We start from the raw sequence: 14,100 nt of genomic DNA on the forward strand, positions 1-14,100 counted from the left end.
ATCAAAATCCATCTTCCAGAGTGATATAATTTCAGTAATATGCGTTAGATTTCATTCCGGAAATCATTTAAAGTTATGGATATACCCTCAGTAAGGTATATTACGCACTACTGCTATATGAAATTATATTTATGTAGGGGGTGTGAGTGCCAAAAACACAATAACAGTAAGATACTTCTTTCTAGCACTCTATTTTATTTAATTAAATAAAATGTGATTTCTATCTACGATCTTCTCGGTAACAAGTGACATCAACTTCAACTTTCACGTCGACCACCAGATCACATACCATGCAAATACGTGCAGGTGGGTGCTCACCAAAGAATTCTTTAAATACTTTGTTGAAAGATTGGAAATAACGTGAGTCCGTCAGTACCACTTTGACGTGCACAACATCAGCGAGCGTGTAACCCGCTTCTTCCATAATGTCGACACAGTTTTGAATCGCTAAACGAGACTGGTCAACAATGCCGCCTTCAACAACTTCGCCATCAGTCATGGGAGTTTGACCTGACACATATAAAAAACCACCCGCTTCAGTGGCACGTGCAAATGGTAGATGCTGTCCGCCAGTACCAACGCCGCCTTCTACACCATAACGTTTAATTGACATAATATTCTCCAGAAATAAATTTTCACCTATTAAATAAATTTATTAAAATCGTCATTTTCGAGTATTGTTTCTATATATAAATACTCCACTTCTATTTTCAGCGACGTGTCCTTTAGAATAAGACAGTTCACCATTTACAAATACAGATTCAATACCTTGCGCGACAGAAATTGGATTTTCAAAAGTCGCGGTATCTTGAATTGTATTTGGATTAAATAAAACCAAGTCTGCGTAAGCACCTACTTTTATTACGCCCCGATCTTTTAGTTGATAACGAGTTGCCGACATACCTGTCATCTTATAAATCGCTTCTGTAAGTGAGAACAATCGCTCTTCTCGACAGTAGTGGCCCAGAACTTTGGGAAACGTCCCCCACAGACGAGGATGTGGATGCGGATCGTTTGGTAAGCCATCCGAGCCCACCATGGTGAGTTTGTACTTGAGCACGCGCTTCACATCATTTTCATCCATACAGTGATACACCGCGCCAGCAGGTTGCAACGCTTTCGCCGCGTCCATTAACGGCAATTGCATCTCTTCGGCAATATCTTTGAGCATCTTGCCAGCATGTTCAGGCTTGCTGTCCGACCACGTTATGAAAATATCTATCTCATCCGTGACTTGTTTTAAATCCAGCGTTGAAGAGCTGGCTGAATAGGGGTAACAATCACAAGAGACATCCTGATGGCGAGACACGGTATCCATGAGATCCAACACTTCTACGGTACGTCCCCAATTCCCGGCGCCAGCGCATTTCAGATGAGAAATCACCACTGGCACTTTGGCATATTGACCGGTCTCAAAGGCTTCTTCCATTGCACTGATGATCTCTTCAAACTCGGTGCGCATGTGGGTGGTGTAAATACCGCCGTGATGACCTAAAACTTCTGCCAAACGCATGACTTCCTCAGCATTGGCTTGTTTCGCGCTGGCGTAAGCGAGACCGGAACTTAACCCCAACGCCCCTTCATCCATTGCTTGCGCCAGGGCTTGGCGCATCTGGGCAATTTCTTCATCCGTTGCCGTCCGTTGCAAATCCCCCATGACGTTATTACGTAATGTGGTGTGCCCCACCAATGCGGCCACGTTGACGGCGGGCTGAGCCAAGTGAACCGCTTTGGCGTAATCATTAAATGTCGGATACTTAAAATCTTCGCGTTTACCCAATAAGTTCATTGGATCTGGTGGATTGCCATTTAACACGGCCGGGCTTGCGCTGATACCACAATTTCCGACGATAACCGTAGTAACACCTTGACTGATTTTCGGCAGGCAATCGGAATAACGAATCACATTGGTGTCGTCGTGCGTGTGCACATCAATAAACCCCGGCGCCAATGCAAGGCCATCACCACAGATCACCGTCTTTGCGGCAACCTCACCCAACTGACCGATTTGCGCAATACGATCCTGACGAATAGCCACATCAGCGACAAATGGTGCTGCGCCCATACCGTCAAATACCTGTGCGCTTTTGATAATGGTATCGAACAACATTCTTCACTCTCTTCGTCTGTCGTTTACATGATTTCATCTTAATAATTCTTAAAACTTAAACAGTGAAGAAACACACAAAAAAAACCAATTAGTTTGATAGTTTCTAACATTACATTTAATCTAACTGAAGAGAACCATCTAATATCAACAACTTAAACTGTGTTAGAAGTAGGTGCACCATGAAAAACAATCATCAAAAGTGTGATAAAAACTATCACAAAGAGTGCGTTATTACGCCAGGGTACGGAGAAAAAGCGCAACCTGTAACTGATAATGTTGAAGGGCCATACAGTCTGATCCACGAACAAATCTCTCTGCCAGCCGCGGTGATCAAATCGTCTTCACTCCGCAACAATCTTGATTGGATGCAACGATTCGCCGAACAACACAACGTGAAGCTGTCTCCACACGGTAAAACCACCATGACACCCGCGTTTTTCCGACAACAACTGGATCACGGTGCCTGGGGCATTACGGTCGCCACACCTGCTCAGGCAGAAATCGCGGCATTGGCGGGCGCGCGCAACATCATCATGGCAAATCAATTGGTTGGCCGGGCCAATATGACCTTGATCGCCCGCTTGATCGAAGCCCATGGACCCACCTTTTACTGTTGTGTCGATTCCAGTCGTAATGTCGAAGCATTGGAACGCCTATTTTCCGAGCACCAATTGTCCCTGAATGTATTGATTGAGTTGGGTGTCGAAGGTGGCCGCTGCGGTTGTCGAAGCAAGCAAGAAGCTGTCGAATTGGCCACGCTTATCCACCAGCAGCCTCATCTGGTGTTAAAAGGCATTGAAGTTTATGAGGGCGTTATTCACAGCGAAAATGCAGAACAAGACATTCGTGACTTTCTCAACACGGCATTAAAACTCGCAGCACAACTGCACAGCGATAAGCTGATTGACGCCAAACCTATGGTCACCGGAGCGGGCTCAGCTTGGTATGATGTGGTCTCAGAATGCTTTGCCAACCTAGAAGAGTTTGACGCCATCATTCGCCCAGGATGTTACGCGATTCATGACACGGGCATCTATCTGGATGCACAAAACAAAGTCATGCAGCGAGCTGAAAACAACCAAGGTGCGGCGTGTGATTTAGGCGGTGATCTGGAATCGGCACTAGAGCTTTGGGCATACGTGATTTCTCGCCCAGAGCCCACCAAGTTGGTCGCGGGTTTTGGCAAACGCGATGTTGCCTTTGATGCCGGTTTACCAACACCTCAGCGCGCCTACCGCGATGGCGAGTCCATCTCAATTGATAGTGCAATAACCACGGCAGTGATGGATCAACACGCGTTCATCGAAGTGGACGAAAGCAGCGAACTGCAAGTGGGTGATATGATCGCTTTCTCCACCTCTCACCCATGCTTAACCTTTGATAAGTGGCGAGCGGTCGCCGTGTGTGATGATGAGTACCAGGTCACTCATTGGGTGAAAACCCGCTTCTGATGATGAGCTTAGTGAGGCTTTTCGTTATACTTCATGCCAAACCAATGGAGGCGGCAAAATAGCCTCCATGTTAAAATAGGAACACAGCTTGAGTTTAGACATCGATATTATTTCTCAAATCACTGAACGTTTTAGTGCGCTGCGCGAGGCCGAAAAAAAGGTCGCGAAATTGATCATGGACGATATCCAAACCGCTGCGAATGCCAGCATTACCCAATTGGCAGAAAGCGCGGAGGTGAGCGAAGCAACGATCACCCGATTTGCCAAAGCCATTGGCTGTAAAAATGTGCGTGATATGAAGATCAAACTGGCGCAGACGTTAACGGTTGGTCAGCGTTTTATCCTTGAGCCACCCGATCAAAGTGGTTATCAAGGCATCTATGAATCGATCAAACAAACGCTCGACATTAACCGTAGCCTGATTATTGAAGAAGATATCGACACTGCCGTGAACTGGCTTCACAACGCAAGACAGGTGATCACAGTAGGCATGGGAGGCGGCTCAACAATTGCTGCTCAAGAGATGCAGCATCGCCTGTTCCGTTTAGGATACCCCGTAGTGGCCTACAATGACGGCCTGCTCTCGCGGATGATTGCCGCCACAGCAGATGCGAACGATGTGTTGGTGATGATGTCGGCAACCGGTTATACACCCGCCATCGTAGAAACCGCACAGCTGGCAAAACAATACGGCGTGAAAGTCATCGTTATCACGCCCAGAAATACGCCGCTCACTGAGCATGCAGATTTGATGTTACCGATTGAACATCAAGAGACAGATTTCATTTATAAACCCTCTGCCTCTCGTTATGCGATGTTAGCTTTAGTTGATGTGCTTTCAATGGCGTTGGCGGTCAATCACAAACGACGTTCGAGAGACAAATTACGTCGACTCAAAGTCGCGCTAGACTCCTACCGTGGTGGTTTAGAAAGACAGCCGCTGGGTGATTAACATACCAAATTTTTGAAGCCACAAGCGATTATGCTGTTTGACGCGTCAGGTTCCAGTCTTTCCAGACGGGGTCAACGCCGGAGGGTAACCAAAGGTTTCGGCCAAGCTCCATCCAAGGCGAGGGATAATGAAAATCGCTGCCTTGTGAAGCCAACAAGTTGTGTTGCATGGCATAGTCAGCCAAGTTTCGTCGCTCTTGCTGAGCTTGTTGCGGCTGAGCTACCTCCATCGCGTCCCCTTCGGCGTCAACGAATGCCGCGAGCAGGCGCTTAATCCATTTGGCGGTCAAATCATACCGCCCCGGATGCGCCAATACCGCCTGACCACCCGCCGCATGAATCGCGGCCACGGCTTCGGCCATAGAGCACCAGTTCGGCGGCACATAACCCGGATTGTTGCGGGTAAGGTACTTTTTAAACACTTGCTGCATGGTTTTTGCGTAACCATTTTCCACCAGCCAGGCAGCAAAGTGCGCGCGAGTGATCGGAGCATCACCGGCAATCTGCTGAACTTCCTCCAGCACTCCATCGCGTGTCGCTTTACTCAACCGACTGGCGATCAGCTCTGCGCGCCCCTGACGATGTTGCTTTTGCTGCTCAATGAGCGCCGTCAGTGCTGGCGATTTCGGGTCGATGTTTAACCCAACGATATGAATATCTTTGTTCTGCCATACAGTGGAAATCTCAATGCCGTTCACCAGTTGAATGGGCAGTTGCTCACTTTCAATGTAGTGTCTGGCCGGTGCCAGACCATCAATCGTATCGTGATCTGTGATGGCCAACACGTCAATGTCAAAGCCCAATGCTCTGTCAATCAAAGCTTGTGGTGTCAGTCGTCCATCCGATGCAGTCGTATGGCTGTGTAAATCTATTCTCATATTTCTGTTTTTTCGCTTTTTCGGGCTTGACTTTTTTCTCTCGCACTAGTTAACTAGTACATAAATACAAACACCCTGATGTGGAGCCTCCATGTTACAAGAATTTAACCAGAACCAGAACGACAAAGTGTCGGTTGATGCTCAAGCATCCGCTGAGCTGAACTGGTGGCGCACCTGGACAAGTTCTTGGTGGGCTAACGTGTACTTTTAATTCAGTCGAATATTGTCACTAAGCCCGCGCCAAAGCGGGCTTTTTTATTTTGTCGTATTGCTCATCACCCATTGTTTATTTCACCACCGAAAACAAGAAAAGCAGATTGGGTCACGCCACGCATTGTGCGAGTATGTACGACAGGAAGATACAAAATGATGAGGGATGTCTTGTGAACAAGGCCATAGAAATCAAAAAACTGGGTAACATTGAAGTCATTTATACTGCTGTACCTTATGCGCAGGATCCAACCCGTTTGTTTCACACTCTGTGTGAAAATAAAACCGACAGCCTGTTGCTCGAATCCGCAGAAATTGACTCCAAACAAAACCTCAAAAGTTTGCTACTGGTGGATTCTGCGGTCCGCATCGTTTGTCGCGGCCATCAGGTGTCCCTGACCGCGCTCACAGGCAATGGCCGTAACTTGCTGGCTCACTTAACTCACAATGTCCGCGATGATGTCGCCGTTCATTTCAATGGGCATGCGTTAACCCTGACGTTTGAGGCGCCCTGTGACACACTGGACGAAGATTCACGTCTGCGTGAAGCCTCTTCTTTTGATGCGCTGCGTCTGATCCAGCACAGTTTTGATCTGACGGATCATGATAAACATGCCCTGTTTCTGGCCGGTTTGTTTGCCTACGATATGGTGGCAAACTTTGAACCTCTGGGTCAGGCAGAGAGCAATAACCAGTGTCCGGACTATGTCTTTTACGTCGCAGAGACCTTGCTGGTGGTTGATCACCAGAGCGAAAACTGTCAGTTGCAAGCGACACTCTTCAACGGCAATCACGCAGAAAAAGACCGCTTGGACGCCCGGATAGCGGATATCAGCGCGCAGTGCGTATCTCCAAAGACGTTACCTCAAGCTCAAAAACTGGCTCGGGTCGACGTAGATGCCAGCGTCTCAGACACCGATTTCTGCCAGATTGTGCGCGATCTGAAAGAATACGTTGTTAAAGGTGATATCTTCCAGGTGGTGCCATCACGCCGCTTTACATTGCCTTGTCCCTCGCCATTGGCAGCCTACAAAGCGCTCAAAGAGAGCAATCCTAGCCCTTACATGTTTTACATGCAGGACGAGCTGTTTACCTTGTTCGGTGCCTCACCAGAGAGTGCTCTGAAGTACGAAACAGAAACCAATCAAGTAGAAATATACCCTATCGCCGGGACCCGTCGGCGTGGCAAACGGGCGAACGGTGAGATTGATTTCGACCTAGACAGCCGTATTGAACTCGAACTGCGCAGCGACAAAAAAGAAAACGCAGAGCACATGATGTTGGTCGATCTCGCACGGAACGACGTGGCGCGCATTGCCACTGCAGGTACGCGTCACGTGGCCGATTTACTCAAGGTCGATCGCTACAGTCATGTGATGCACTTGGTGTCGCGTGTGGTGGGCCAGTTGCGTGATGATCTTGATGCGTTACACGCTTATCAGGCCTGTATGAACATGGGGACGCTCACCGGCGCTCCGAAGATCCGTGCCATGCAGTTAATTCGTGACGTAGAAGGCGCCCGACGCGGCAGTTACGGCGGTGCGGTCGGCTATCTGACCGGAGAAGGCACACTGGATACCTGTATCGTGATTCGTTCTGCATACGTTGAAAATAGCGTAGCTCAGGTACAGGCTGGTGCAGGCGTGGTCTTCGACTCCGATCCTCAGGCAGAAGCCGACGAAACACGTGGCAAAGCACAAGCCGTCATCTCTGCAATTCAGACTGCGCACCAGGCATAAGGAGTCTTCCCATGGCGAACATTGTATTTATCGACAACTTTGACTCATTTACTTACAACCTGGTTGACCAGTTCCGCTCTCTGGGTCATCAGGTCACGATCTACCGCAATCACATTGATGCAGCCGCTATCGATGCTGCTGTCCGTCAGTTGGATAACCCCGTTGTACTGTTGTCACCGGGCCCTGGCGCACCTTCCGAAGCCGGTTGCATGCCCGCTTTGATCCAGCGTTTAAAAGGTCACGTGCCGATGATCGGCATCTGCCTGGGTCACCAAGCCATTGTTGAGGCCTATGGCGGAACCGTGGCTGGTGCGGGCGAAATCATTCACGGCAAAATATCGATGATGGAACATGAACAGCACGCCACTTATCAGGGGCTGCCCTCACCTCTGGCGATCGCCCGTTACCATTCCTTAGTGGCGACTCAGGTGCCAAACAGCCTGACGGTCACCGCGGAAGTCGATGGCCTGGTGATGTCCGTGGTTCACGAAGAGGACAAAGTCTGCGGCTTTCAGTTTCACCCGGAATCCATCATGACAACCTATGGTGCAACCCTGCTGGCCAATGCGATTGAATGGGCTCAGGAACAGCAACAATAAGAATAAGATTTAGGGAGAAAAATTATGCAGCACATCATCAACAAATTATACGAACAAACGTCCCTTTCCCAACAGGAAAGTCAGGAACTGTTTGACGTCATCATTCGTGGCGAACTGGACCCGATTTTAATGGCGTCGGCGCTGACAGCACTGAAGATCAAAGGTGAAACACCCGATGAAATCGCTGGCGCCGCCAAAGCGTTACTGGCAAACGCTAACCCGTTTCCACGCCCGGACTATGACTTTGCGGATATTGTCGGCACCGGAGGCGATGGTCATAATACCATCAACATTTCAACCACGGCCGCGTTCGTAGCCGCCGCATGTGGCCTGAAAATTGCCAAACACGGAAACCGCAGTGTGTCCAGTAAGTCCGGGTCATCTGATCTGCTCGATTCGTTTGGCATCAATCTGGCGATGAGCGCAGACGATACCCGTGCTGCTATCGATGATTTGGGCGTCGCGTTTTTATTTGCGCCGCAATATCACCAAGGCGTCCGTCACGCAATGCCGGTACGTCAGACCATGAAAACTCGTACCATTTTCAACATCCTAGGGCCATTAATTAACCCGGCTAAACCCAATATCGAACTGATGGGAGTCTATAGCAAAGAATTAGTACGCCCAATCGCAGAAACCATGCTACAAATGGGGATGAAGCGTGCCGCTGTCGTTCATGGTAGTGGCTTGGATGAAGTGGCTATTCATGGTGATACCACGGTTGCTGAGATCAAAGACGGTCAGATTCACGAATACACCCTGACCCCAGAAGATTTCGGCCTGACACGTCATCCGCTCGACGCGATAAAAGGCGGCGACCCACAAGAAAACCGAGCCATCATCACCCGCATTCTTACCGGGGAAGGCACTGACGCCCAGCTCGGCGCCGTCGCTGTTAACGTGGCCCTGTTAATGCGCCTGTTCGGTCATGAAGATCTGAAAGCCAATGCGCAAACAGCGATTAATGCCATGAATTCAGGAAAAGCTTACCAGTTGGTACAACAACTGGCACAACGAGGTTAGGACATGAGTCAGTTATCGGAACATATTTCGCTACAGGAAACCCAGATGGCCAAGGTGCTGGCGAAAATTGTCACGGACAAATACACCTGGGTGGAAGCGCGTAAGCAGATTCAGCCCCTCAGTAGCTTTAAAGATGACTTAGTGCCTTCCGATCGCGATTTTTACGCCGCACTCAGTACTGGGAAAACCGCGTTTATTCTGGAGTGTAAAAAAGCGTCGCCATCAAAGGGACTCATCCGAGATCACTTCGATCTGGACTACATTGCTTCGGTTTACAATCGGCACGCCAACGCCATTTCGGTGCTGACGGACGAAAAATATTTTCAGGGTAACTTTGAGTTTCTTCCTCAGGTTCGCCGTATCGCCAAACAACCGGTGCTGTGCAAAGACTTTATGGTCGATACCTATCAGGTCTATTTGGCTCGTCACTATCAGGCGGACGCGATCTTACTGATGCTGTCGGTACTAAACGACGATCAGTATCGTGAACTGGCTGACGTCGCTCACGCGCTGGGCATGGGAATTTTGACGGAAGTCAGCAACGAAGACGAGCTTGCTCGTGCAGTCGCTCTGGATGCCAAAGTGATAGGTATCAACAACCGTAACCTACGGGACCTGTCAACTGACCTTAATCGCACCAAGCAGTTGGCCCCACAAATACGTCAATTGGCGCCCGATGCGATCGTCATTTCTGAGTCCGGCATATACACCCACCAGCAAGTGCGTGATTTGTCCTGTGATGCGGATGGCTTCTTGATTGGTAGCTCACTGATGGCAGAAGACAATCTGGAACTAGCCGTACGTCGGGTGACGCTGGGCGAGAATAAAGTGTGTGGCCTGACCCAACCAGATGACGCTGCCAAAGCTTATCAGGCTGGGGCTGTCTACGGTGGTTTGATTTTCGTTAATGCTTCAAAACGAGCCGTCAGTCAGGAAACCGCCCGCCTCACCATGAGCGGTGCCCCGCTGCAGTACGTTGGCGTGTTTCAGAACCACGACAACGACACTATCTACTCACTGGCGACCGAACTCGGTTTAAGTGCGGTGCAATTGCACGGTGAAGAATCTCAGCAGCAAGTTGATGCACTGCGCGCCCGCTTGCCAGCCAAGATTGAAATCTGGAAGGCTTACGGAGTCACTGACGCGATGCCAACGCTGCTGGACACCAACGTTGATCGTCACCTACTGGATGCCAAAGTCGGCAGTCAATCCGGAGGAACGGGTCAGGCTTTTGACTGGAGTCTTCTTACAGATACGCGCCAAATCATGCTGGCCGGCGGTCTCAATGCCGATAACGCCAGACAGGCCGCCCAATTGGGTTGCTTGGGGCTGGATCTCAACTCTGGCGTAGAAAACGCCCCTGGAAAAAAAGATTTGATAAAGCTGCAACAAGCATTTGCAGCAATCCGAGATTACTAATATTACAGGCACGGCCCGCCGTGCCAGATAAGTGAAGGAATAGGAATTATGGCAAAACTTGATGCCTACTTTGGCGAATACGGCGGTCAGTACGTCCCGCAGATTCTGGTCCCGGCTTTAGAACAATTGGAACAGGCGTTTATCGACGCCCAGGATGATCCAGAGTTTCGCAGTGAGTTCATGACTTTGCTGCAAGAATACGCAGGCCGTCCGACGGCGTTGACCCTCACACGCAATCTGACCAAAGGCACCAAAACCAAACTGTATCTGAAACGCGAGGATCTACTTCACGGTGGTGCTCACAAGACCAACCAGGTGCTGGGTCAGGCGCTGCTGGCCAAGCGCATGGGCAAAAACGAAATCATTGCGGAAACGGGCGCTGGTCAACATGGCGTCGCAACAGCGTTAGCTTGTGCCCTGCTGGGACTGAAATGTCGTGTCTATATGGGTGCCAAAGACGTTGAGCGTCAAAGTCCGAACGTGTTTCGTATGAAGCTGATGGGCGCAGAAGTTATACCGGTCCATTCGGGGTCCGCAACCCTCAAAGACGCCTGTAACGAAGCGCTACGTGACTGGTCAGCCAGCTATGAAGAAGCGCATTATCTGCTGGGTACGGCAGCAGGCCCTCACCCATTTCCGACCATCGTACGTGAGTTCCAACGCATGATTGGCGAAGAGACCAAAAACCAGCTCCTGGCGCGTGAAGGCCGTTTACCCGATGCGGTGATCGCCTGTGTGGGCGGTGGTTCCAACGCCATTGGAATGTTCGCTGATTTTATTGAAGAAGAGTCGGTACGCTTAATCGGGGTCGAGCCTGCTGGTAAAGGGATTGACACTGACCAACACGGCGCACCTTTGAAGCACGGCAAAACCGGTATCTTTTTTGGTATGAAAGCACCACTGATGCAGGATTCAAATGGTCAGGTTGAGGAGTCTTACTCCGTCTCTGCCGGTCTGGACTTTCCGTCTGTTGGCCCACAGCATGCCTACCTCAATGCGATCGGTCGTGCCGAATACGACAATATTACTGATGATGAAGCCTTGGAAGCCTTCCAGCTATTGGCTCGCAACGAAGGGATCATCCCGGCTCTGGAATCCTCGCACGCGCTGGCCCATGCCTTGAAAATGGCGCAGGCCGAACCTGAAAAAGAGCAATTGCTGGTGGTTAACCTGTCTGGCCGGGGTGACAAAGACATCTTCACCGTACACGATATTCTGCAAGAGAAAGGAGCACTTTAATGGATCGTTACCAAGCTATGTTTGAGCGCCTGAACAGCCACAACCAAGGCGCATTTGTTCCTTTCGTTACTGTCGGCGACCCAGACGCTGAGTTGTCATTACAGATCATGGAAACTCTTGTGGAATCAGGCGCCGATGCGCTGGAACTGGGTATCCCGTTCTCAGATCCATTGGCTGATGGCCCAACCATTCAGGGCGCTAACATCCGCGCACTGGATTCAGGCGCCACGCCAGACATCTGCTTCGATCTGATTGGCCAAATCCGCGCCAAGTATCCACAATTGCCGATTGGCTTACTGATGTACGCAAACCTAGTTTATTCGCGTGGTATCGACCATTTTTACGCGCGCTGTGCTCAAGCCGGGATTGATTCTGTACTGATTGCTGATGTGCCGACCAATGAGAGCGCTGACTTTGTTACTGCGGCCAAAAAGCACGGAGTGCATCCGATTTTTATTGCCCCGCCAACAGCCAGTGACGACACATTACAATCAGTCGCCCAACTTGGTAGTGGGTACACATACCTGCTCTCCAGGGCTGGTGTCACGGGTGCCGAAACCAAAGCCAATATGCCGGTTGGCGATATGCTGCAACGTCTGAATCAATATGATGCGCCACCTGCCCTGCTCGGATTTGGGATTTCAGAACCACAGCAAGTCAGACAAGCTCTGGAAGCCGGTGCCGCGGGCGCCATTTCAGGGTCTGCAGTGGTAAAAATCATTGAAACACATGTGACGCAGCCGGAAACCATGTTAGAACGTCTGGCGACATTCGTCTCTTCCATGAAGGCTGCAACACAAAAGTAACACATTAAGCTTGTGCCACGTATGAGATCGGTTTCCTAAACGTTATTGGAAATCGATCTTTTTGTTAACACACCTCCTGAGTTTTCTCCTCATCTCTGGCCTTAACAAAAAACCAATCCAACCCGCAAAACACATTCACAACATCAATAGCAAACGTTTGCTTTTGATGTTTTTTGCTGCCCTACATCAATAAAAATAGAAATAATTGGCTCAACCAGTGGGTGGGCATATTGATAATTGTGAAAGATACGTGTAAAAAGCGATCCGAAATATTTATCTACTGAACAAATATCAATCAGTCGGTAATTCTGGGATATTAATTGTATTTAGCACAGAGGTTATGGAAGTGTTAAAAGAAAAGAGTTTACTAAACAACATTGGTGTTCAGGTTGTGATCGCCATGATCGTCGGCACAGCCGTTGGTGCCACAATGGGTCATGATGCATCCATGTTTGCACCACTTGGCGCCATCTTTATCAACCTGATCAAAATGCTAGTGATTCCATTGGTGGCCGTTGCCCTGATCTCCGGCGCAGCTGGTCTGGGGAACAGCCAATCAGCAGGAAAAGTTGGCTTTGTCACACTGGGCTATTTTGGCCTTACATCCGCTCTGGCCGTCGCACTGGCGCTGATCATGGGTGAAGTCTTTAAGCCAGGAATGGGCATCGACGTGTCTGGTGTCGAGGGCATGTTCTCATCCGAGTATGCTTCAAAAGGCGAACTACCTTCTTTCTGGGCAACCATTACCGGTATGATCCCAACCAATGTTTTCCAATCCCTGAATGACGCTAATATTCTGCAGATCCTGGTGTTCTGCATGTTCTTCGGTATTGCGATCTCAAAACAAGCGAAAGAGCGTCGTGAACCCATCATCAACGGCGTGAACTGCATCGTTGATGCGATGGTCTGGATGATCAACAAAGTCATGGTCATTGCTCCAATCGGCGTATTTGGTTTGATGGCGGAAGCCGTGGGTACGTTCGGTTTCGGCGCTTTGATGGTGGTCTTCAAACTGTTTGTCGTATACGTGGCCGCTATCCTGATTTTCGGTTTTGTGGCTTACCCTCTGATGGTGCATCTGTTTACTAAGACTTCAGCCAAGAAATTCCTGGTAGCAATGAAAAAGCCTCAGGCCGTGGCACTATCGACGGCTTCGTCAATGGCAACACTACCGGTTACCATGAACACTTGTGAGAACGAACTCGGCGTTAGAAACTCAACCGCTTCGTTTGTATTGCCTCTGGGCGCGACCATCAATATGTCAGGTAACGCGATTTACTACGGCCTGGTTGCGATTTTCTTTGCTCAGTTGTTCAATATCGATCTCGGCATGGGCGCCTACATTGCGATCATCGTGACCTCGACACTGGGTGCCGTCGGTCAAGCGGGCGTACCAGGTCCTTCGTTCCTGGTGGTTGCGGTATTGCTGGCTGCCGGTATTCCAATCGAAGGCTTACCTCTGCTGTTCGCTCTTGACCGTATTTTCGACATGATTCGTACCGCATTGAACATCACCGGTGACGCCGCATGTGCCGTGATTGTGGATGCGCTGATCGAAGAAGAGCAACAATCTGAGATGCAAAAACAACAAGCTTAATCGTTAATTTGTATCGAAAAATACGAAAAGCCACCTGAAAAGGTGGCTTTTTTTGTGGTTTAGTGACGTATTTTACAT

At 49.5% G+C, this 14,100-nt stretch carries 13 protein-coding genes and 1 other annotated feature; of the genes, 10 read left to right on the forward strand and 3 right to left on the reverse strand.

Annotation, left to right across the window (positions count from 1 at the left end; genetic code table 11):
• Nucleotides 1-220: 220 nt before the first annotated feature.
• Complete coding sequence (locus CAG64_RS21130; protein WP_021703645.1) at nt 221-613, reverse strand: RidA family protein; 393 nt, start codon at nt 611-613, stop codon at nt 221-223.
• A 51-nt stretch (nt 614-664) separates the two neighbouring features.
• Nucleotides 665-2,110, reverse strand: a complete 1,446-nt coding sequence (locus CAG64_RS21135; protein ID WP_161489356.1) for an N-acyl-D-amino-acid deacylase family protein — start codon at nt 2,108-2,110, stop codon at nt 665-667.
• 179 nt (nt 2,111-2,289) lie between these two features.
• On the opposite strand from CAG64_RS21135, the gene CAG64_RS21140 reads away from it, so the two are divergent.
• Nucleotides 2,290-3,561: an amino acid deaminase gene (locus tag CAG64_RS21140; protein ID WP_021703647.1), complete on the forward strand. Its 1,272-nt coding sequence runs from the start codon at nt 2,290-2,292 to the stop codon at nt 3,559-3,561.
• 88 nt (nt 3,562-3,649) lie between these two features.
• A complete protein-coding gene (locus CAG64_RS21145; protein WP_161457990.1) occupies nt 3,650-4,513 on the forward strand; it encodes a MurR/RpiR family transcriptional regulator in 864 nt (287 codons plus the stop codon).
• A 28-nt stretch (nt 4,514-4,541) separates the two neighbouring features.
• Here the strand turns inward: CAG64_RS21145 and rnm are convergent, their stop codons facing one another.
• Nucleotides 4,542-5,390 carry an RNase RNM gene (rnm, locus tag CAG64_RS21150; protein ID WP_161457989.1) on the reverse strand — a complete coding sequence of 283 codons (849 nt, stop codon included), beginning with the start codon at nt 5,388-5,390 and terminating at the stop codon, nt 4,542-4,544.
• A 91-nt stretch (nt 5,391-5,481) separates the two neighbouring features.
• Between rnm and CAG64_RS21155 the strand changes: the two genes are divergently transcribed.
• The 8 genes from CAG64_RS21155 (at nt 5,482) to CAG64_RS21190 (ending at nt 14,022) form a co-directional block, all read left to right on the forward strand.
• Nucleotides 5,482-5,601, forward strand: a complete 120-nt coding sequence (locus CAG64_RS21155) for a trp operon leader peptide (RefSeq protein ID WP_040902131.1) — start codon at nt 5,482-5,484, stop codon at nt 5,599-5,601.
• Nucleotides 5,548-5,649 (forward strand) — a sequence feature (Trp leader region). It overlaps the preceding gene by 54 nt.
• A 124-nt stretch (nt 5,650-5,773) precedes the next feature.
• Nucleotides 5,774-7,339 carry an anthranilate synthase component 1 gene (locus CAG64_RS21160; RefSeq protein WP_161457988.1) on the forward strand — a complete coding sequence of 522 codons (1,566 nt, stop codon included), beginning with the start codon at nt 5,774-5,776 and terminating at the stop codon, nt 7,337-7,339.
• Between the two features lie 11 nt (nt 7,340-7,350).
• The gene (locus tag CAG64_RS21165) at nt 7,351-7,938 is read left to right on the forward strand and encodes an aminodeoxychorismate/anthranilate synthase component II (RefSeq protein WP_161457987.1); all 588 of its coding nucleotides are present in this window, start codon (nt 7,351-7,353) and stop codon (nt 7,936-7,938) included.
• Between the two features lie 24 nt (nt 7,939-7,962).
• Nucleotides 7,963-8,961, forward strand: a complete 999-nt coding sequence (gene trpD / locus CAG64_RS21170; protein ID WP_161457986.1) for an anthranilate phosphoribosyltransferase — start codon at nt 7,963-7,965, stop codon at nt 8,959-8,961.
• Between the two features lie 3 nt (nt 8,962-8,964).
• Nucleotides 8,965-10,380 (forward strand): bifunctional indole-3-glycerol-phosphate synthase TrpC/phosphoribosylanthranilate isomerase TrpF, encoded by a 1,416-nt coding sequence (gene trpCF / locus CAG64_RS21175; protein WP_161457985.1) that lies wholly within the window; start codon nt 8,965-8,967, stop codon nt 10,378-10,380.
• Nucleotides 10,381-10,428: 48 nt separating this feature from the next.
• A complete protein-coding gene (trpB, locus tag CAG64_RS21180) occupies nt 10,429-11,619 on the forward strand; it encodes a tryptophan synthase subunit beta (RefSeq protein WP_161457984.1) in 1,191 nt (396 codons plus the stop codon).
• On the forward strand, nt 11,619-12,425 hold the full coding sequence (gene trpA / locus CAG64_RS21185; protein ID WP_021703655.1) for a tryptophan synthase subunit alpha: 807 nt from the start codon (nt 11,619-11,621) through the stop codon (nt 12,423-12,425). The genes trpB and trpA overlap by 1 nt, the downstream gene beginning before the upstream one ends.
• A gap of 340 nt (nt 12,426-12,765) precedes the next feature.
• Nucleotides 12,766-14,022, forward strand: a complete 1,257-nt coding sequence (locus CAG64_RS21190) for a dicarboxylate/amino acid:cation symporter (protein ID WP_021703656.1) — start codon at nt 12,766-12,768, stop codon at nt 14,020-14,022.
• Nucleotides 14,023-14,100 lie beyond the last annotated feature (78 nt).

The organism is Vibrio sp. V38_P2S17PM301 (assembly GCF_009904845.1).
Classification (GTDB): domain Bacteria; phylum Pseudomonadota; class Gammaproteobacteria; order Enterobacterales; family Vibrionaceae; genus Vibrio; species Vibrio proteolyticus.

Bases quoted from the DNA above. Each gene is read 5' to 3' on its own strand.
- CAG64_RS21130 (WP_021703645.1), bottom strand. From the start codon at position 613: ATGTCAATTAAACGTTATGGTGTAGAAGGCGGCGTTGGTACTGGCGGA.
- CAG64_RS21135 (WP_161489356.1), bottom strand. From the start codon at position 2,110: ATGTTGTTCGATACCATTATCAAAAGCGCACAGGTATTTGACGGTATG.
- CAG64_RS21140 (WP_021703647.1), top strand. From the start codon at position 2,290: ATGAAAAACAATCATCAAAAGTGTGATAAAAACTATCACAAAGAGTGC.
- rnm (WP_161457989.1), bottom strand. From the start codon at position 5,390: ATGAGAATAGATTTACACAGCCATACGACTGCATCGGATGGACGACTG.
- CAG64_RS21155 (WP_040902131.1), top strand. From the start codon at position 5,482: ATGTTACAAGAATTTAACCAGAACCAGAACGACAAAGTGTCGGTTGAT.
- CAG64_RS21165 (WP_161457987.1), top strand. From the start codon at position 7,351: ATGGCGAACATTGTATTTATCGACAACTTTGACTCATTTACTTACAAC.
- trpD (WP_161457986.1), top strand. From the start codon at position 7,963: ATGCAGCACATCATCAACAAATTATACGAACAAACGTCCCTTTCCCAA.
- trpCF (WP_161457985.1), top strand. From the start codon at position 8,965: ATGAGTCAGTTATCGGAACATATTTCGCTACAGGAAACCCAGATGGCC.
- trpB (WP_161457984.1), top strand. From the start codon at position 10,429: ATGGCAAAACTTGATGCCTACTTTGGCGAATACGGCGGTCAGTACGTC.
- trpA (WP_021703655.1), top strand. From the start codon at position 11,619: ATGGATCGTTACCAAGCTATGTTTGAGCGCCTGAACAGCCACAACCAA.
- CAG64_RS21190 (WP_021703656.1), top strand. From the start codon at position 12,766: ATGGAAGTGTTAAAAGAAAAGAGTTTACTAAACAACATTGGTGTTCAG.